Origin of the sequence: Williamsia sp. Leaf354 (assembly GCF_001424365.1) — a bacterium.
Taxonomy (GTDB): Bacteria; Actinomycetota; Actinomycetes; order Mycobacteriales; family Mycobacteriaceae; genus Williamsia_A.
This window is the reverse complement of sequence record NZ_LMPL01000003.1, coordinates 185,834-204,381: the sequence shown is the minus strand read 5'-3', so window position 1 is coordinate 204,381 and position 18,548 is coordinate 185,834. Positions and strand designations below refer to the sequence as shown.

Here is an 18,548-nt window from a genome sequence, read left to right as displayed (position 1 = left end):
CGCCCCCATCCGGTGAGAACTGCATGCCCGCGACGGCGGTGTCCGCTCGGACTGCCGGGTGCGGCCCGCGTTCCTATACTTCGGCCATGCGGGCCCTGATCTCTCCGGATTCGTTCGGCGACACCCTCACGGCGGTGGCCGCCGCCGACGCGATCGCCGCCGGTTGGACGGTCGGCCGGCCCGGAGACGACGTGGTCCGCGCGCCGCTGTCCGACGGCGGTCCCGGTTTCGTCGACGTGCTCGCCACCAGGTTCGGTGAGGTGATCACCACCACCGTGCGCGGTCCCCTCGGCGATCCGGTCGATGCCCGGTGGCTGCTCCACGACGACGACGGGCGGGTCGCGGCCTACATCGAGTGCGCGCAGGCCTGCGGACTACACCAGGTCGGGCACCCCACCCCCGACACCGCGTGGGCGGCCACCACCCACGGGGTCGGCGAACTCGTCGTCGCCGCCCTGGCCCGGGGCGCGACCACCGTCGTCGTCGGCCTGGGTGGCAGCTCCACCACCGATGGCGGCGTGGGGATGCTCGAGGCGCTCGCCGCCGCGGCGGGAGCGACCGCCACCGACCTCGCGGCCGCCGCCGACCTCGTCACGCCGGTCGACCTGATCGTCGCGTCGGACGTGGAGAACCCGCTTCTCGGGGAATCGGGCGCGGCACAGGTCTTCGGACCGCAGAAGGGTGCCGACACCGACACCGTCGCGCGTCTCGAGGCCCGGATGAGGCAGGTGGACGAGCGACTGACCGCGGTGGCCGGGCGCGCGGTGTCCGACGAGCCGGGCGCGGGGGCGGCCGGGGGACTGGGGGCGGCGCTGCTCGCTCTCGGGGGCCGTCGGGTGTCGGGCGCGACCGTGATCGCCGAGGCCATCGGCTTCGAGTCGCTGGTCACGGCCGCCGATGTCCTCATCACCGGCGAGGGCCGGTTCGACAGCCAGACGTTGCGCGGCAAGGTCGTGGCCGCCGCCGCATCCGCCGCGGCAGCGCATGCGGTGCCGGTGATCGTGGTGGCCGGGCAGGTCACGCTGGCGCGCACGGCGATCACCGAGGCCGGGATCGCCGAGGCGCACGCGATCGTCGACATCGCCGATTCGACCGAGCACGCGATGGGTGAGGCGGGGCCGTTGCTCGAACGACTCGTGACAGACATCGCGCGCGGTTGGACGACGCCCCGCCCCGGCCCCGGCGGACCGCCGGAATAGCAGTCGTAGGGGTACCGTTGATGCCGAGGAGTACGACGACACCCGTGCGACATCGGCGTGGGGCGGCCAACCGCCCGTCATCTGCGTCGAATCGAGAACATCGCTCGCTCGTACACTGTCTGCACACCGAGGAGACCGCTATGACTGTCGACAACCAGGCCACCGCCGACACCACGACCACCACCGGTGGCGTCCGGCTGACCGACGCCGCCGCGAGCAAGGCCAAGGCATTGCTCGACCAGGAGGGTCGCGACGACCTGTCCCTGCGCATCGCCGTCCAGCCGGGCGGATGTGCCGGCCTGCGCTACCAGCTCTTCTTCGACGACCGCAGCCTCGACGGTGACGAGATCTCGGATTTCGGCGGCGTGAAGCTGGCCGTCGATCGCATGAGCTCGCCCTACGTGCAGGGCGCGTCCATCGACTTCGTCGACACCATCGAGAAGCAGGGCTTCACCATCGACAACCCGAACGCGACCGGCAGCTGCGCCTGCGGCGACTCGTTCAACTGACGCCGACGGCGGTGTGATCACCGCCACCACGACGTGTTCGCCCCTGTGGCCCGTACCGACTTCGGTGCGGGCCACAGGTATGTGTGACGGGCGCTGTAGCGTTGGGCCCGGGTTCGGCCACGAACCCCGGGGGCGTCGTGCGTGCTCGGGGGTGTGCCGATAAACGCAGACGAAAGGGTTTGACTGCCGTGGCCATCGCCATTTGCGGGTCGATCGCGACCGATCACCTGATGCGGTTCAAGGGAAAGTTCTCCGAGCAACTCCTCGAAGAGCACCTGCATCACATCTCACTGAGCTTCCTGGTGGAGGAACTGGTCATCCGCCGTGGCGGCGTGGCCGGCAACATCTCCTACGGCATGGGCGTCCTCGGTGCGTCACCGCTGCTCGTGGGCGCGGTCGGCAGTGACTTCGACGACTACCGGTCGTGGCTCGAGAGCAAGGGTGTCGACTGCAGCGGTGTCCGGGTGTCGCGCAACGCCCACACCGCGCGGTTCATGTGCACCACCGACGACGACATGGCCCAGCTGGCCAGCTTCTACGTCGGTGCGATGGCCGAGGCCCGGCAGATCTCGCTGTCGGACCTGTCCGACGAGGTCGGCAAGCCCGAACTGGTCCTGATCGGCGCCGACGATCCCGAGGCCATGGTCCGCCACAGCCAGGCGTGCCGCGATCTGGAGATCCCGTTCGCCGCGGACCCGTCGCAGCAGCTCGCGTTGCTCGACGGCGAGCAGATCCGGAAGCTCATCGCCGGCGCCACCTATCTGTTCACCAACGAGTACGAGTGGGGCCTGCTGCAGAAGAAGGCCGATCTGACCTCCGAGCAGGTCGCCGAGCAGGTGCAGACCCGCATCACCACCCTCGGCAAGGACGGCGCCGAGATCATCGAGCGCGACGGCACCCGCACCCACATCGCGGTGGTCCCCGAGACGAAGAAGGTCGACCCCACCGGAGTCGGCGACGGCTTCCGTGCCGGCTTCCTCGTCGGCAACGCCGCCGGGCTCAGCTTCGAGCGGTCGGCGCAGTTGGGGTCGCTCGTGGCCGTCCTGGTGCTGGAGACCGTCGCCCCGCAGGACTGGACCTGGGACCGCGACTCGGCGCTGAAGCGCATCGCCGACGCCTATGGCGAGGACGCGGCCACCGAGATCGGTGCCGTCGTCGCCTGACGCGTCACCTCACACGACAGACACGCCGCCCGGGCGGGGGATCGTTCCCAGGCCGGGCGGCGTCTGTCGTTGTGGGGCTACAGGGTGACCGGGTACTCGCGGTCGGCGATGGTCGGGGTGATGGAGCCCTCGACGAAGATGCCGTGCCACACCATGAAGACCAGGACCGTCCACAGCCGCCGGCTGTTGTCGACGGTGCCCGCGCGGTGCTCGTCGAGCATGGCCAGCACCGCGGCCTTGTCGAAGATCTCATCGGTCTGCGAGTGCGCGATGGTCTCGCGCGCCCAGTCGTGCAACTCGGTGCCGGCGAGCCAATGCCGCAGCGGCACGGGGAAACCCAGCTTCTTGCGATGCAGGACGTGGCCGGGGACGATCTGCTCGAGTGCGCGCCGTAGCGCGTATTTCGTGGTGCCGTGGGCCAGTTTCTGGTCGGTGGGCAGTCGCTGTGCGACCTCGAAGACCTCCGGGTCGAGGAACGGCACCCGCAGCTCCAGCGAGTTCGCCATCGTCATCTTGTCGGCCTTGACGAGGATGTCGCCCCGCAACCAGGTGAACAGGTCGATGTGCTGCATGCGCGCCACCGGATCCCAGCCGCGGGTCGTCGCGTAGAGATCGGCGGTGACGTCGGTGTGGGTCCATTCGGGGCGGTATCCCCGCAGCACCGCGCGCAGTCGGGCGTCGTCGAACGATCGGGCGTTGCCGTAGTAGCGCTCCTCGAGGGTCATCGACCCGCGATGGAGCAGGCTCTTGCCGCGGGTGCCCTCGGGGATGCGCGCCGACAGCCGTCCCGCCGCGGAACGCAGTCCGCCGGGGAGACGATCGAACGGCTTGAGCGACAACGGTTCCCGGTAGATGGTGTAGCCGCCGAACAGCTCGTCGGCCCCCTCGCCGGACAACACCACCTTGACGTGTTTGCGGGCCTCCTGGGCGACGAAGTACAACGGCACCAACGCCGGGTCGGCGACGGGATCGTCGAGGTACCAGACGATCTCGGGGATCGCCGACGCGAACTCGGCCGGACCCACCACCTTCACGATGTGCCGGGCGCCGATCGCCGCGGCCGACTCCGCGGCCACGTCGACCTCGGAGTAACCCTCGCGTTCGAATCCGGTGGTGAAGGTGATCAGGTCCGGGTTGTGGCGGATGGCCAGCGCGGCGATGGCGGTCGAATCGATGCCGCCGGAGAGGAAGGAGCCGACGGTGACGTCGGCGCGCATGTGCTTGGCGACCGAGTCTGAGAGCACCTCGGCGATCTCGTCGTAGCGACGCTGCTCGCCGCCCGAGGTGAACGGGCGGATGTCGAACTGTGGGGTGAAGTAGCGCTGGATCCGCGGCGCCGAGCCCGGCGTCAGCGTCGCGTGACATCCGGATTCGAGCCGCGTGATGTCGCGGTGCAGCGTCTCGGGCTCGGGGACGTACTGCAGGACCGTGTAGTGCTCGATCGCGCGGGGGTCGAGGTCGCGGTCGCCGCCGACGGAGTCCAGCAGCGCGAGGATGCTCTTCTTCTCGCTGCCGAAGGCGGTGCCGCCCGGGCCGGTCGCCATGAACAGCGGCTTGATGCCGAACGGGTCGCGGGCCAGGAAGAGGGTCCGGGTCTCGGTGTCCCAGATCGCGAACGCGAACATCCCCCGCAACCGGGCGACCGCGCCGGGGCCCCAGTAGTGGAACGCCGCGACCACGGCCTCGCCGTCACCCTCGGTGTGGAAGACCGCGCCCTCGTCGGCGGCGAGCTGCGCCCGCAGTTCGAGGTAGTTGTAGACCTCGCCGTTGTAGGTCAGCGCGTACCGGTCGGGCGACTCCGGCGGTCCCCACCGCAACGGCTGGTGCGAGTGCTCGATGTCGATGAACGCGAGCCGGTTGAACCCGAGGACGAGATCGTCGTCGCTCCACGTCCCGCCGGGCTCGTCGGGACCTCGGTGTCGCATGCAGTGCAGCGCCGTGGGGAACCCTTCGCGTAGGCGCCGGCCGGAGCCGTCGCTGGTCAGCAAGCCCACCAGGCCACACACGTGAGAACACTCCGATCGAGGTCGGGAATCGGTGCCGTCGGACCCGGGGATCCGACCCCGCGAGGGGTCGGGGACGGGTGCTCGGCGACCGCTCGGACGCCGTCGAGTATGCCGCACTCGGCAGGGGTGGCCATGCCCACCAAACCCCGATCACGAAAGTCGGCGACACTTGGTCTACGCTGCGTAGTACTGGATGCACCACGCCGAGAACGCCCACAGCGGACCGGCGCAGCGCATCTGCGCGAGTGGGTGTTCGACATGCGGGAAGGCGTGACAGTGACACACGGTGGACGGCCACGGCTGACGGCGACCGGTACAGGTCGTCGCAGGGTGAAGAGGGTCTACGCGTTGCTCCTCCTGGGAGTCGGCGCACTGCTGATGTCGGGGTGCAGCGCCTCGGAGGCGATGCGTTTCGGGTGGCCCGAAGGCGTCACGCCGGAGGCCGAGGACATGCGGCACCTGTGGACGTGGTCGGTGATCGCCGCCCTCGTGATGGGCATCATCGTCTGGGCGCTCACCTTCTGGACGATCTCGTTCCACCGCCGCAAGGGCACCGGCAAGCTCAGCGCCGACGAGGAGTTCCCGCGCCAGACGGCCTACAACGTGCCGCTGGAGCTCACCTACACCGCGATCCCGTTCGTGATCATCGCCGTGCTCTTCTACTTCACGATCATCGTGCAGAACAGCGTCGAGGCGAAGAAGTCCGATCCCAAGGTCGTCGTGGACATCACCGCCTTCCAGTGGAACTGGAAGTTCGGGTACCGCACGGTCGAGATGGGCAACGGGCAGAAGTACGAGGGCTTCCTGCGCAACGGCAGCCCCTACGAGGAGCAGCTGCCCCGCGAGAACAAAGAGGGCGAAGAGGTCCCGCTGCCCGCGAACGGTCGCGACGACGACATCCGCAACTACCTGAAGTTCGACCGCATCGAGACCGTCGGTACGTCCGACGAGATCCCGGTTCTGGTGCTCCCGGTGGGCGAGCGCATCGAGTTCGAGCAGGCCTCCGCCGACGTCATCCACTCCTTCTGGGTGCCCGAGTTCCTGTTCAAGCGCGACGTCATGCCGTTCCCGAAGCAGAACCACACCGACAACCGCTGGCAGGTCAGCTCCATCGACCGTCCCGGTGCGTTCGTCGGCCGGTGTGCGGAGATGTGCGGCACGTACCACTCGATGATGAACTTCGAGGTGCGTGCGGTCAGCAAGGAGAAGTTCGACACCTACATCTCCTACCGCGCGGCCAACCCGACGGCGACCAACGCCCAGGCGCTGCAGAACATCTGCGAGACCCCGGTCTCGATCACCACGCATCCGTTCGACACCCGTCGCAGCACTGACGGGACGACGACGCCGCAGACGAACGGCGATGCGAACAACACATCGATCCCCGGCTGCACGGTAGGAGCTCAGCAGTGAAAATCGAGGCTCGTCTCTTCGAGATCCTGACGATCTTCTTCTTCGGCGCGGCGATCCTCTACGGAGTCTGCACCGGCTTGTCGAGCAAGAACGTCGAGTGGGTCGGCATCACCGGCATGGTGATGACCGGCGGCCTGACGCTCATCATCGGCACCTACTTCCGCTTCGTGGCCCGTCGTGTCGACATCCGGCCCGAGGACTACGAGGAGGCCGAGATCGAGGACGGCACCGGCGAACTGGGCTTCTTCAGCCCCGGCAGCTGGTGGCCCATCGCGATCGCCCTCGGTGCGGCCCTACTGGCCGTCGCCATGGCCACGGTGAACTTCTGGCTCGCCGCCACCGCGGTCGTCGCGATCGTCATGGCTGTCGGCGGACTGGTCTTCGAGTACCACGTCGGCGCCGAGAAGCACTGATCACGATCATCACTCGTGCCGGCTGAGCCGCACGAACGCAACATCGACAGGGCAGGTGCCGCGACACCTGCCCTTCGTCGTGCCCACACCGCCGACCTCTCCGCGTCCGATCTCGCCGCGATCCGCGCGCTGATGACCGACGCTTTCGCCGGCGACTTCGACGATGACGATTGGGATCACGCACTGGGTGGGATGCACGTGATCGCGCAGGGAGCGTCCGGTGACGTCCTCGGACACGCCGCGGTGGTGCAACGACAGCTCGCCGTGGGGGACCGGGTCTGGCGAGTCGGCTACGTCGAGGCGGTGGCGGTGTCGTCCGCAGCGCAGCGCCAGGGACTCGGTGCAGCCCTCATGGCGGCCGTGGAGGACATCGTGGACGCCGCGTACGACATCGGCGCTCTCGCGGCCAGTGAGGCGGGCATGCGGCTCTATCGGTCGCGCGGCTGGGTGCCCTGGGAGGGGCCTCTGCGCGCCGTCGTGGCCGAGGGTGTCGTGGACACGCCGGACGACCAGGACTGTGTCCTCGTCTTCGGAGCGCCGATCCGGACGGGCACGATCGACCTCGGCGCCGTCCTGGTGGCCGACCGCCGCCGCGGCGACCCCTGGTGACCATCCGTCGATCGGGCAGATAGCGACGTCGATCGGGCAGTTATATGCGTCGATCGGGCAGGTAACGACGTCCATCGGGCAGGAAACGGCGTCCACCGGGCGGACGTCGCCGTCGAATGCACTGAGACGCGGGGATGTGCCCGCTCGACGTGAACAGCTGCCCGCTCGATGCATCTACCTGCCCGATCGATGCGAACAAGTGCACGGTCGGCGGGTGGGAAACGACAACGGCCGGTGAACCCCTCAGGGATTCACCGGCCGTCGCGGCGTGCGGAGTGGGGGAGTGGACCCCTACTTCTCGAGCATGTTCCCGCCGCGCGACTGGAGCTTGGCGAGTGCCTCGTGCTCCTGCCGATGGGCTTCGTGCTCGATCTCTGCGTTGCGCTTCTGCTCCTCGATCGGGTCGGCCACCATCAGCGAACCCGTACCGGGTGCGCCGGCGGACCCGAGCTTGTTCATCCGCTTGGGCAGCGCCGCACCCTCGTAGGGGAGCGGGATCGGGTGTCCGTGGCTGTCGACCGGGCCGAGGGGCTGGTGCACCTCGATGTACTCGCCCTGCGGCATCCGCTTGATGATGCCGGTCTCGATGCCGTGCTCGAGGACCGCGCGGTCACTGCGCTGCAGTGCCAGGGCCCAGCGGTATGCGATGAAGTACGCGAGCGGCGGCACGACGATCAGGCCGATACGACCCATCCACGTGGTCGCGTTGAGCGAGATGTGGAACTTCAGCGCGATGATGTCGTTCATGCACGACAGCGTCAGCACCACGTAGAACGCCAGGGCCATCGACCCGATCGCGGTGCGGACCGGGACGTCACGCGGACGCTGCAGCAGGTTGTGGTGAGCGTCGTCGCCGGTGAGGCGCTTCTCGATCCACGGGTAGGCGAACATCACGGTGAACACCACACCGATGATCGCCACCACCCAGAAGATGGCCGGGATCGTGTAGGTGTTGCCGAAGTAGATCTCCCACGCCGGCATCAGACGCGCCATGCCGTCGGTCCACATCATGTAGATGTCGGGCTGCGAACCGGCCGAGACGTGCGCCGGGTTGTACGGACCCAGCACCCAGATCGGGTTGATCTGGAAGACGCCCGCCATGATCGCGAGGATGCCGAAGGTGACGGCGAAGAACGCGCCGGACTTGACCGCGAAGACGGGGAGGATGCGGACACCGACCACGTTCTTCTCGGTGCGGCCGGGGCCGGGGAACTGGGTGTGCTTCTGGTACCAGACGAGCGCCAGGTGAGCGCCGATCAGCGCCAGGATGATGCCCGGGAACAGCAGCACGTGGAGGATGTAGAGCCTCGGGATGATGATCTCGCCGGGGAAGTCGCCACCGAACAGGGCCCAGTGGACCCACGTGCCGACCACCGGGATACCCATCACGATCCCCGACATCGCGGCGCGGACGCCGGTGCCCGAGAGCAGGTCGTCGGGGAGCGAGTAACCGAAGAAGCCCTCGAACATGGCCAGGATCAGCAGGAAGCAGCCGATGACCCAGTTCGCCTCACGCGGGCGACGGAACGCACCGGTGAAGAAGATGCGGGCCATGTGCACGATGATCGCCGCGGCGAACAGCAGTGCCGCCCAGTGGTGGATCTGACGGACGAACAGACCGCCGCGCACGTCGAACGAGATGTCGAGCGCGGTGGCGTAGGCCTTGCTCATCTCGACGCCGTTGAGCGGCTGGTAGGACCCGTTGTAGGTCACCTCCGCCATCGACGGGTCGAAGAACAGGGTCAGGTAGACACCCGAGATCAGCAGGATGACGAAGCTGTACAGGGCGATCTCTCCGAGGAGGAACGACCAGTGCGTCGGGAAGACCTTGTTGATCTGTCGCCGGACGCCGGCGGCGAGGTGGTAACGGGAGTCGACCTCGTTGGCCTGTGTGGCCGCGCGGTCAGCTATGACGCTCATGGCTTGTCCTTCCCCTGGCCCCGCTCCCAAAAGGCGGGTCCGACGGGCTCGATGTAGTCACCTGCTGCAACCATGTATCCCTGATTGTTCACCGTTATCGGGAGCTGCGCCAGTGCCCGCGCAGCGGGTCCGAAGATCGGCTTGCCGTACTCCAGTGCGTTGAACTGGCTCTGGTGGCACGGGCAGAGGATGCGGTTGGTCTGCTGCTCGTACAGCGACGTGGGGCATCCCAGGTGCGAACACACCTTTGTGTAGGCGAAATAGTCGCCGTAGTTGAAGCTCTCCTGCTCCTTGCGCTTGATCACCTTGGCGGTGTCGGTGGGGCGCAGGCGGATCAACATGACCGGGTTGCGGACCAGTCTCAGGCCCTTGTGCAACTTCTCACGTGACTCTTCGGTCTCACCGAAACCGTCGGACACGCGCCACGGGAAGACGGTCTCCATGGCGCCGGCGTCGAGATCCTCCGGGCGCACGAGGACGACCTGGTTCGGGTCGCCGGTGTCGCGGCGCAGGAACACGGTCTCGTTCGGCGACTTCGGATCGTTGTAGATCGGCGACCAACCGGTGTGCCAGAGATCGGAGTCCTTGCCCTTGGCCCACGGGTTCTTGACGATGCCGCCGAGAAGCGCGACGACGCCGGTCAGTGCGAACGCACCGACACCGAACGCGGCCGAGCCGATGATCAGCTTGCGCCGACCGATGGTGGATGTGCTGCCGGCGTTCGACAGCAGCGCGACGGTGGTCGCGCGGTCGACGTCGTTGGACCCGCCGTCGTGGCGGTCCTGGACCGAGATCTCCTCGGGGATGAACTTCTTCGTGTACTGCACCAGGCCGATGCCGATCGCGAGGATCGAGCCACCGAAGGTGATGCCCAGCAACGGTGTGTTGAGCGTGTACAGGAAGTAGTTCTTGCCACCCGGCAGCACGAAGTGCCAGTGGTTGAACAGGAAGATCACGAAGCACGCGACGGCGAGGATGCCCGACAGCGCGAACCAGATCGCCACCGAACGCTCGGCGCGCTTCTCGGCCTTGGTGCCGGGAACGGGGAACCGCTCACGGCGATGGATGATCTCCACGCCGTCGAGGTTGGTACCGAGCTTCACCAGGTCGTCGTTGCTCATCTTCTCGAGCTCGTCGCGGGTGAAGGTCGGCGGATGATCGGTGCCCTCCGCGTTCTGCGGGGTCATCTCCTCGTCCGGATCCCTCGGCTTCTGCTCGTCGCTCATGAACGCGATCCAATCCACATCGCCGATGCGACGACGGCGATGACGCCGACGACCCACATCGCCATTCCCTCCGACACCGGTCCGAAACCGCCGAGCGCGTAGCCACCCTGCGGGTTGGTCTCGCTGGCGTACTTCACGTAGCCGATGATGTCCTTCTTCTCGTCCTCCGTGAGCTGACGATCGGAGAACTTCGGCATGTTCTGCGGGCCGGTCAGCATCGCGGTGTAGATCTGCTGCTCGTTCGCCGGGTCGAGCGTGGGCGCGTACTTACCCGAGGACAGGGCTCCGCCGCGACCGGTGAAGTTGTGGCACGAGGCGCAGTTCAGGCGGAACAGCTCGCTGCCGCGCCCGATGTCGTTGCCGCGCAGTTCGCCCATGGCCTTGACCGGGTAGCCGTTCTCGACCTTCACGGTGCCGTCGGCGTTGTGCTCGTAGACGACCGACGGACCGCCGCCGACCGACTGGACGTAGGCGCCGAGCTGGTCGACCTGGGCCTCGGTGAACTTGGCCGGCTTGCGGGCGGCCTGGGCCTCACCGCGCACCGCGGGCATGCGGCCCGAGGACACCTGGAAGTAGACCGACGCGTCACCGACACCGACGAGCGAGGGCCCGCGGTCCTGGACGCCGTCGAGGTTGCGACCGTGGCAGGTGATGCACGAGGTCTCGTAGAGCTTCTTGCCGTCCTGGATCAGCGCGGCGTTGGTCTGCGCATCGGCGGTGGCGACCTGCGGGGTCGGGGTGATCGCCGTGGCGAGTCCACCGGCCACCATCAGGCCCGCGAGGAGGAGCAGGGCGCCGGTCGCACGACGACGGAGCTTGCGACGCGACTTGGCGCGCCGGGCATCGGTGCGCTGGGTGCCGGGGTTGCCGGCGCCGACCCCGTCGACCGAGTCGTCGGCCGTGGTGGGCGGGGGAGAAGAACTCATCTCTGCTCTCTCTGGTGGTTGCGGGCTGCGAGCGTGCGATCGTCGGCCGAGATGTCTCGGCGTCGGATCACCGGATGAAGTAGATGGTCGCGAAGAGGCCGATCCACACGATGTCGACGAAGTGCCAGTAGTACGACACGACGATCGCCGCGGTGGCCTGCGCCGGGGTGAACTTGCTGAGCTTGGTACGGATCAGCAGGAAGATGAACGCGACCAGACCGCCGATGACGTGCAGACCGTGGAAACCGGTGGCCATGTAGAAGACCGACCCGTAGGCGCTCGACGACAGCGTCGTGCCCTCGTGCACCAGGTGGTAGTACTCGTAGCCCTGACCGGCGACGAAGAACGCGCCCATGATGAAGGTGAGGATGTACCAGCGGCGGAGACCGAAGACGTCACCGCGCTCGGCGGCGAACACGCCCATCTGGCAGGTCACCGACGAGAGGATGAGGACCGCCGTGACAGGGATGGCCAGGAAGAGGTTCAGCTCCGTCGGTTCCGGGGGCCAGTTGCCACCCGAATTCGCTCGGGCGACGAAATACATCGCGAACAATCCCGCGAAGAACATGAGCTCACTGGACAGCCAGACGATGGTGCCCACGCTGACCATGTTGGGACGGTTCAGAGAGTGCACCCTCGAGGTGATGGCTGTGCCCGAGGTACCTGCAGCGCTAGTCACAGATTGAAGTATGACGGTTCGTAGTAACCGAACACCAGCTGGGTGGGAGAAAATGTCGCAAATGATCGAGGAGTGCTGCTCATGGCCCGTGACCTGAACGGACACCCGGTTGCGACCGGGGGTCTGCAACGCCTGTTCGGACGCCTGCGGGGTGGTTCGGCGGCGTCGTCGGAGCCGGTCCCGGGTGATCCCGATCTCGTCGTCGTCGCCGAGTGTTTCGACGACACCGCGGCGGCCTCGTCGGTGCTCGCGGACTCGGCGTGGCGCGAACCCGACCAGGCGGTGCTGAGACATCTCCTGCTGGTGCCGTCCGAACAGATCGACGCCGTGGCGCAGACCGCGGCGCAGGACGGTTACGAGGTCGTCGACGCCGACGGCATCGCCGGCCCGGAGGCGGGGCCCGGCATGGAGCGTGTCGCGTTGGCGCGTACGCAGCTCGTCGACGCGTTGCACTGTTCGCAGGAGCGTTCTCGGATGGCCGGCCTCGGCGCCCGCCACGACGGGACCGTGCTCGGTTGGCAGGTGTTGCAGCGCCCGGAGTCCTGACCGGTCGCCCAACCGGTGCGCGCGGGGCCCACGGGGAGGCGAATACGCTCACCGTCATGAATCCCCGTGGTGACCGCAGTACGGCCGCTCAGCCCGGTGTCGTGGAGACCGTCGCCGCGACCTGGCCGTCGGTTCTGGGTGCACTCGCCGACGGCGTCGACCTGTCGGCCGAGTGGGCGCGCTGGGCGATGAACGAGATCATGTCCGACAACGCGACCGCCGCCCAGATCGCCGCCTTCGGTGTGGCTCTGAAGATCAAGGGTCCGGTGGCCGAGGAACTCAACGCGCTCGCCGCGGAGATGCTCGCGCACTCGGTGCGGGTCGCGGTGGACTCCCCCGCGGTCGACATCGTCGGCACCGGTGGTGACCGGTCGAACACGGTCAACATCTCGACGATGGCGTCGATCGTGGTGGCCGCGACAGGGGTCTCGGTGGTCAAGCACGGCAACCGTTCCGCGTCGTCGCGCAGCGGTGGGGCCGATGTGTTGGAGAGCCTCGGTGTCGACATCACCCTGCGGGCGGCCGACGTCGCCCACAGCGTCGCGACGCTGGGGATCGGCTTCTGTTTCGCCCCGGTGTTCCACCCGGCGCTGCGGTTCGCCTCGGCCCCGCGCAAGGAGATCGGCATCCCGACGGTGTTCAACGTGTTGGGTCCGCTCACCAACCCCGCGCAGCCCTCGAGCGGGCTCGTGGGGTGTGCGTTCGCCGATCTGGCGCCGGTGGTCGCCGAGGCCTTCGCGCGGCGGGGGAACTCGGTCCTGGTGGTGCGGGGCGACGACGGTCTCGACGAACTGACCACGACGACGACCTCGACGGTGTGGGCGGCCTCGCGCGGCTCGGTGCAGGTGTCGACGTTCGACCCGACCCGCATCGGCGTGGCGCGCTGCGATCCGGCCGACCTGCGCGGTGGCGATGCCGAACACAACGCCGGGGTGGCCCGCGATCTGGTCGCAGGCGCCCCCGGCCCGGTTCGTGACGCGGTGCTGCTCAACGCCGCGGGGGCGATCGTCGCCCACGATCTCGCCGCCGAGGAGCGGTCCGACACCGTCGCACTCGGCGAGGGCGACCTCTACGGCCGCATCGAGTCCGCGATGACGCGGGCGGCCGGGGCGATCGACAGCGGGGCGGCGGCCGATCTGCTGACGCGGTGGGCGGCGTTCAGCTAGCTCGCCGCCCGCCGCCGACGGTCACTCGCCGATCGAGAACCCGGCGTCGACGTCGGAGCTGGAGAACGTCTTGAAGGCGATGTGGGTCGCGGTGTGGCGTACCCCGGGCAGCTTGTTGATGGTGCCGGTGACGACCGCAGCGATCTGCTCGTGGTCGCGGACCGCGACCGTCGCGATGAGGTCGACGTCGCCTGCGCAGGAGTAGACCTCGCGAACGCCCTCGACGTCGGCCACGGCCTGCGCGGTCTCGTCGATGGCGTGGACGTCGGCGGAGATGAGGACGATGGCCGTGATCATCGTCCGAGTCTATGGCGCGGAGGACCCCGAACGGCCGCGACAGCACGATCAGCCCGCCAGCGAGAGCAGTTCCCGCGATCGGGACCGCGCGACGCCCGCACGATCACGCCACTGCGACCACCGCGCCGTCGACCGCACCGGCATCACGAAACCATCGGTACTGCAGACGATCCGGGTACCCGGCGTCACGAGCCACGCGTGCACCAGCGCCGCCTCCTCGGATGCCGCGCCGCGCAGCGGTCCGGGGCCGGGTACCACCGTCTCGGCCGACGCCGCCAACGCCTCGGCGATCGCGACCGGTGGGGCCCCGCGCACGGCGACACCCGCCGCGGCGAGTCGGCCGTGGCGGATCACCGCGAGTTCCCAACCGCCCGCGCCGTCGGACCGCGCGGCGACCAGCTCGGCGATCGCGCACAGCGACGCCAGTCGCTGGCAGCGCTCGAGCGACGACAGAGTCGTCGACAGCTGGTCGCGCAGGCGGGCCGCGGTCTCGAACATCTCGGCGGCGGCGAGGACCTCGAGGCGGTCCAGCACCGACTCGAGCGGCGAGTCGTCGTCGCCGAGGAGGACCGCCCGGGCGCGGGCCGCAATCGGGGCGTAGTCCTCGGCGCTCACCGGTTCGGCACCGGCGCCGCGACACCCGCCGACCGGTCGTCGGCCGGCATCGGTCAGCCCGCAGGAGTGCCGACCCGACGCCCCGATCCGCCGTGTGCACGTCCGTAACCCGCACACGTCGGCCACGAGGTCGGCCAGGGCGGCGGCGTCGGAGCGCACCCGCACCGGACCCACCGACACCTCGCCGGGGCGGCGGCTCACCGTGAAGCGGGGGAAGGCCTCGTCGGTCAGCACCACCCACCAGCCTGCGTGCGGCGTCTTGGAACGGCGGTTGTAGGCGGGTGCGTGCGCGGCCAGCAGTCGCAGCTCCCGGACCCCGGCCTCGAGGCGGTGAGCGCACTCGACGTGGTCGACCCGGGTGGCGAGCGAGATCATCTCGTGCATCCGCGGCCGTGTCTCCGAGCCCGTGAAGTACTGCCGCGTGCGGCGGCGCAGGTCGGTGGCGGTGCCGACGTAGAGGACCTCACCGGAGGGTCCGCGGAAGAGGTAGACCCCGGGCCGTGCCGGGAGACCGTCGGTGATGGTGCGTTTCGCGCGCTGGGCGGTGGTGAGCCCCGGCAGGAACTCGACGAGTTCGCGATAGGTGTGCACGCCGAGGTTGCCCACCCGTTCGAACAGGGCGTGCATCACCTCGACGGTGGCGCGCGCGTCGTCGAGGGCGCGGTGCGTCGGGGTGGTGCCGACGGCGAACAGGCGGGCGAGGGCGGAGAGCTTCACCGTCGGCGCCTCGTCGCGCGGCAACACCCGTCGGGCGAGGGTGACGGTGCACAGCACGCGACGGAACCGCCACGGACGGCCCTGGGCCGCCGCGGCGGCGCGGAGGAAGCCGGTGTCGAAGCGGGCGTTGTGCGCCACGAGAACGCACCCGTCGGCGAACTCGAGGAATGCGGGCAACACCTCCTCGATCTGCGGGGCCCGATAGACCATCGCCTCGGTGATGCCGGTGAGGGCGACGATGTGCCGGGGGATGGCGCACCCCGGATCGATCAGCGTGGCGAACTCGCCGAGGATCTCCCCGCCGCGCACCTTGACCGCGCCGATCTCGGTGATGCGGTCGGCGCTCGCGCTGCCGCCGGTCGTCTCGAGGTCCACCACCACGAAGGTCGTCTCCCGTAGCGGGGTGTCGTTGCCGAGCTCGCCGATCTCGTCGAAGGCCAGCTGCACACCGCGGTCGTCGACGTCGGAGGCGGTCACGACGTCGTCGATTCGGCGGGGCCCATGTGATGAGGGTGACGCATGAGGCGAACGTTAGTTCGATACCCCGACAACGACGCCCGACCCCTGAGGGAGGTCGTGTTGTCGGAGGGGGTGTCTAGCGTCCCCGTCATACCGGCTGACACCGGTGAAAGACCGCGGATCGGACAGCTCGACGCCGTTGCATTCCGCCTGAACGCCCTCCCGGCACAAATGAGATGGAGATCACAATGCACATCGACTGCGCCACGTGCCCCGGCCGTCCCCGGTCCTGCGACGGCTGCATGATGACCGTGTTCGTCGGACTGCCCACTGCGGTGAACAGCACCGATGGTCTGCGCTCGGTGCCGCAGCCGGCTGCGCTCGACGTCGACGCGGTCCGCGACGCCGTCGAGGTCTTCATCGGACTGGGGCTCGTCGGCCCGTCGGCACGACGCGAACCGATCGTCACCGAAACGCGTGGTCAGGACTCGCAGCACCTCGCTGACGTGCGAGAACTGCGCGCCGGCTGACCTTTCACGCGGCAACGCGCCGAACTCGTGTTCCGGTGGACAGATCGACGTACGGTTTCGTAACCTTTCCGAGACCTTGCGGGGTGTCCCGCGACGCCAAGTCGCGGATCGCGAGGTCACCGCTCAATCGCCCTCTGGGGCGAATCGGGGAACCATCACTTCGGACGCAGTCCGATCGGGGTGAATCCTCCGTGTGTTCGAGTGGCCGGTCGGGATCAGATCTCGCACGTCCGCGCGTCGTCACGGGGGTAGGGCCAGTCTTCCGGCCCGAATCCGACAGCTAACCCGGTAGGCGGTCGAGGAAGATATGAGGAGAACTCGCTTCGTGGCGAAACATCGTTTGGAACAGCCCAGCACCGGTCTCAAGACGGCGCGAGGAGCAGTGATCGCAGGCTCGATCACCCTGGGCACCGTGGCGATGGGGGCAGGACCCGCGTTGGCCGCCCCGGTGACCGTCCCCGGCATCGGGACGTTCGAGATCCCCGGCATCACCGAGAACCAGATCCCACCGCAGTTCAAGGCCAAGCCGAAGCCGAACGGCCCCGAGTCGTCGCCCGATCTCTTCGGACGCAACGGCGCTCTCGGTCAGCGCGCCGCATCGGCCGCACTCACGCGCATCGGCTCGCCGTACGTCTACGGCGCCGCGGGCCCCCGGGCCTTCGACTGCTCCGGTCTCGTCTACTGGTCGTTCAAGCAGGCCGGCAAGACCATCCCGCGTGACAGCTACGGACAGCTCGGCGGCGGGCGCCCCGTGGCGGAGAGCGACCTGCGCCCCGGCGACGTGGTCATCTTCAACGGCGGCTCGCACGCCGGTCTCTACATCGGCAACGGCACCATCGTGCACTCGAGCACCGAAGGTGTTCCTGTGCAGAAGGCCAGCCTGAAGTCGATGGATTTCTACGCCGCTCGTCGCTACTGAGCGACATCCGGTCGTCGGGCGATCCGGCTGTCACCGAACACCCCTCGCGGGGGTTCGGCGACCCGTATCCTTCCCGGCGGACGGCGGGGGGCGCTGATCTCCTCCCGGTTGTGCGGACTGCCCCTCGGGTGACGTGAAACCGGGAACCGGTGTGGTGGAAGTGGTGAGTCGACGAATGCGTGTGGTGAGTGACAACGTGATGGCGCGTGCGATCTCGGTGGTCCAGATGATCCTCGTGCTCGCGGTCGCCCTGGTCCTCGCCGTCACCCTCGCGACACCGGCGGGCGCCGAGCCCGCACCCCGCTCGCCCGATCAACTGCTGACCCGCTACACCTCCCTCGGACGCGAGGCCGAGCAGTCGGCCGAGGCGATGCACCGCGCCGAGGAGCAGCTCGGCCAGCGACGTCGCGATGTCGCCGCCGCCGATGCCCGTGCCGCGAAGGCCACCGCCACCCTCGACGGACTCTCGTCCCGACTCGACGAACTCCAGAACCGCGTCGACGCGCTCGTGCGTGCCAGCTACCGCGGAGCGCGCGTCAACCGTCTCTACGCCGTACTCGTCTCCGATTCCCCGCAGTCTCTGCTCGACCAGATGTCCGGCCTCGAGATGGTGTCGCGGCAGACGTCGGCCGACCTGCGGGCCTACAAGAAGGCGAGCGCGTCGGCGACCGCGGCGCGCGCCGAGGCCGTCAGCGCTCGCGACTCCGCCGCCAAGGCACTCGCCGCCGTCGACAAGACCCGCGGCGACCTGCAGGCCAAACAGAGCGACCTGCAGTTGCAGATCGCCCAGGTCAAGGCCATTTACGAGTCGCTCACCGGCAAGCAACTCGCCGCTCTGCGCGGACCGAACATCGACTTCGATCCGTCGCTGATCCCCAAGGGCACCGCCGCAGCCGTCGTCGCGGTGCAGGCCGCACTCACCCGCATCGGCGACCCGTACGTGTGGGGCGCCACCGGTCCGACCCAGTTCGACTGCTCGGGACTGATGGTGTGGGCGTTCAAGCAGGCCGGGGAGACCTTGCCGCGCTCGAGCGAATCCCAGCTCTCGGGGGGAAAGCCGGTCGCCCGTGGTGATCTGCGGCCCGGCGACCTGATCATCTACTATCCGGATGCCACCCACGTCGGCATGTACGTCGGTGACGGGTACGTGGTGCATGCCTCGACCTTCGGTGTCCCGGTGAAGGTCGTACCGATCGACCAGGCCGGCCCGTACAACTCCGCCCGGCGCTACTGACG

18 protein-coding genes and 1 riboswitch are annotated in these 18,548 nt (G+C 68.5%); of the genes, 11 read left to right on the top strand and 7 right to left on the bottom strand.

From position 1 onward, the window contains the following. Positions 1-86 precede the first annotated feature (86 nt). From ASG12_RS12475 to ASG12_RS12465, 3 genes are all read left to right on the top strand, one after another. Complete coding sequence (locus tag ASG12_RS12475) at positions 87-1,199, top strand: glycerate kinase family protein (RefSeq protein ID WP_055789984.1); 1,113 nt, start codon at positions 87-89, stop codon at positions 1,197-1,199. 140 nt (positions 1,200-1,339) lie between these two features. Beyond that, entirely contained in the window at positions 1,340-1,708 is a 369-nt protein-coding gene (locus tag ASG12_RS12470) for a HesB/IscA family protein (RefSeq protein ID WP_045823110.1), read from the top strand. A gap of 188 nt (positions 1,709-1,896) precedes the next feature. After that, entirely contained in the window at positions 1,897-2,871 is a 975-nt protein-coding gene (locus ASG12_RS12465) for a carbohydrate kinase family protein (protein WP_200932777.1), read from the top strand. A gap of 77 nt (positions 2,872-2,948) precedes the next feature. On the opposite strand, the gene asnB is transcribed toward ASG12_RS12465, so the two are convergent. After that, a complete protein-coding gene (gene asnB / locus ASG12_RS12460; RefSeq protein ID WP_055789980.1) occupies positions 2,949-4,877 on the bottom strand; it encodes an asparagine synthase (glutamine-hydrolyzing) in 1,929 nt (642 codons plus the stop codon). 270 nt (positions 4,878-5,147) lie between these two features. On the opposite strand from asnB, the gene ctaC reads away from it, so the two are divergent. From ctaC to ASG12_RS12445, 3 genes are read left to right on the top strand one after another with little or no spacing between them, the layout of a single operon-like run. Then, on the top strand, positions 5,148-6,290 hold the full coding sequence (gene ctaC, locus ASG12_RS12455) for an aa3-type cytochrome oxidase subunit II (RefSeq protein WP_408068748.1): 1,143 nt from the start codon (positions 5,148-5,150) through the stop codon (positions 6,288-6,290). Beyond that, positions 6,287-6,703, top strand: coding sequence for a cytochrome c oxidase subunit 4 (locus tag ASG12_RS12450; protein ID WP_055789976.1), 417 nt, complete (start codon positions 6,287-6,289; stop codon positions 6,701-6,703). Before ctaC ends, ASG12_RS12450 begins: the two co-directional genes overlap by 4 nt. 15 nt (positions 6,704-6,718) lie before the next feature. Next, the gene (locus ASG12_RS12445; protein ID WP_235456728.1) at positions 6,719-7,312 is read left to right on the top strand and encodes a GNAT family N-acetyltransferase; all 594 of its coding nucleotides are present in this window, start codon (positions 6,719-6,721) and stop codon (positions 7,310-7,312) included. A 291-nt stretch (positions 7,313-7,603) separates the two neighbouring features. Here ASG12_RS12445 and qcrB read toward each other — a convergent pair whose 3' ends face one another. From qcrB to ctaE, 4 genes are all read right to left on the bottom strand, one after another. Beyond that, positions 7,604-9,232, bottom strand: a complete 1,629-nt coding sequence (gene qcrB, locus ASG12_RS12440; protein WP_045823107.1) for a cytochrome bc1 complex cytochrome b subunit — start codon at positions 9,230-9,232, stop codon at positions 7,604-7,606. Then, positions 9,229-10,419 carry a cytochrome bc1 complex Rieske iron-sulfur subunit gene (qcrA, locus tag ASG12_RS12435; RefSeq protein WP_055790810.1) on the bottom strand — a complete coding sequence of 397 codons (1,191 nt, stop codon included), beginning with the start codon at positions 10,417-10,419 and terminating at the stop codon, positions 9,229-9,231. Before qcrA ends, qcrB begins: the two co-directional genes overlap by 4 nt. A 35-nt stretch (positions 10,420-10,454) precedes the next feature. Next, positions 10,455-11,384 (bottom strand): cytochrome bc1 complex diheme cytochrome c subunit, encoded by a 930-nt coding sequence (qcrC, locus tag ASG12_RS12430; RefSeq protein WP_045823106.1) that lies wholly within the window; start codon positions 11,382-11,384, stop codon positions 10,455-10,457. 67 nt (positions 11,385-11,451) lie between these two features. After that, positions 11,452-12,063, bottom strand: a complete 612-nt coding sequence (gene ctaE, locus ASG12_RS12425; RefSeq protein WP_082501947.1) for an aa3-type cytochrome oxidase subunit III — start codon at positions 12,061-12,063, stop codon at positions 11,452-11,454. 81 nt (positions 12,064-12,144) lie between these two features. Between ctaE and ASG12_RS12420 the strand changes: the two genes are divergently transcribed. Further along, entirely contained in the window at positions 12,145-12,609 is a 465-nt protein-coding gene (locus ASG12_RS12420; RefSeq protein WP_156378081.1) for a hypothetical protein, read from the top strand. 56 nt (positions 12,610-12,665) lie between these two features. Further along, positions 12,666-13,775, top strand: a complete 1,110-nt coding sequence (gene trpD / locus ASG12_RS12415) for an anthranilate phosphoribosyltransferase (protein ID WP_082501946.1) — start codon at positions 12,666-12,668, stop codon at positions 13,773-13,775. A 21-nt stretch (positions 13,776-13,796) separates the two neighbouring features. Here trpD and ASG12_RS12410 read toward each other — a convergent pair whose 3' ends face one another. Together ASG12_RS12410 and ASG12_RS12405 are read right to left on the bottom strand one after the other, a co-directional pair. Continuing rightward, on the bottom strand, positions 13,797-14,072 hold the full coding sequence (locus ASG12_RS12410; RefSeq protein WP_045823103.1) for an Lrp/AsnC family transcriptional regulator: 276 nt from the start codon (positions 14,070-14,072) through the stop codon (positions 13,797-13,799). A gap of 48 nt (positions 14,073-14,120) precedes the next feature. Beyond that, on the bottom strand, positions 14,121-15,881 hold the full coding sequence (locus tag ASG12_RS12405; RefSeq protein WP_082501945.1) for a DEDD exonuclease domain-containing protein: 1,761 nt from the start codon (positions 15,879-15,881) through the stop codon (positions 14,121-14,123). Positions 15,882-16,165: 284 nt separating this feature from the next. On the opposite strand from ASG12_RS12405, the gene ASG12_RS12400 reads away from it, so the two are divergent. From ASG12_RS12400 to ASG12_RS12390, 3 genes are all read left to right on the top strand, one after another. After that, the gene (locus tag ASG12_RS12400) at positions 16,166-16,393 is read left to right on the top strand and encodes a hypothetical protein (protein WP_156378079.1); all 228 of its coding nucleotides are present in this window, start codon (positions 16,166-16,168) and stop codon (positions 16,391-16,393) included. A 110-nt stretch (positions 16,394-16,503) separates the two neighbouring features. After that, positions 16,504-16,703: riboswitch (cyclic di-AMP (ydaO/yuaA leader) on the top strand. Positions 16,704-16,718: 15 nt separating this feature from the next. Next, the gene (locus ASG12_RS12395) at positions 16,719-17,312 is read left to right on the top strand and encodes a C40 family peptidase (RefSeq protein ID WP_055789961.1); all 594 of its coding nucleotides are present in this window, start codon (positions 16,719-16,721) and stop codon (positions 17,310-17,312) included. A 175-nt stretch (positions 17,313-17,487) separates the two neighbouring features. Next, on the top strand, positions 17,488-18,546 hold the full coding sequence (locus tag ASG12_RS12390) for a C40 family peptidase (RefSeq protein WP_156378078.1): 1,059 nt from the start codon (positions 17,488-17,490) through the stop codon (positions 18,544-18,546). Positions 18,547-18,548 lie beyond the last annotated feature (2 nt).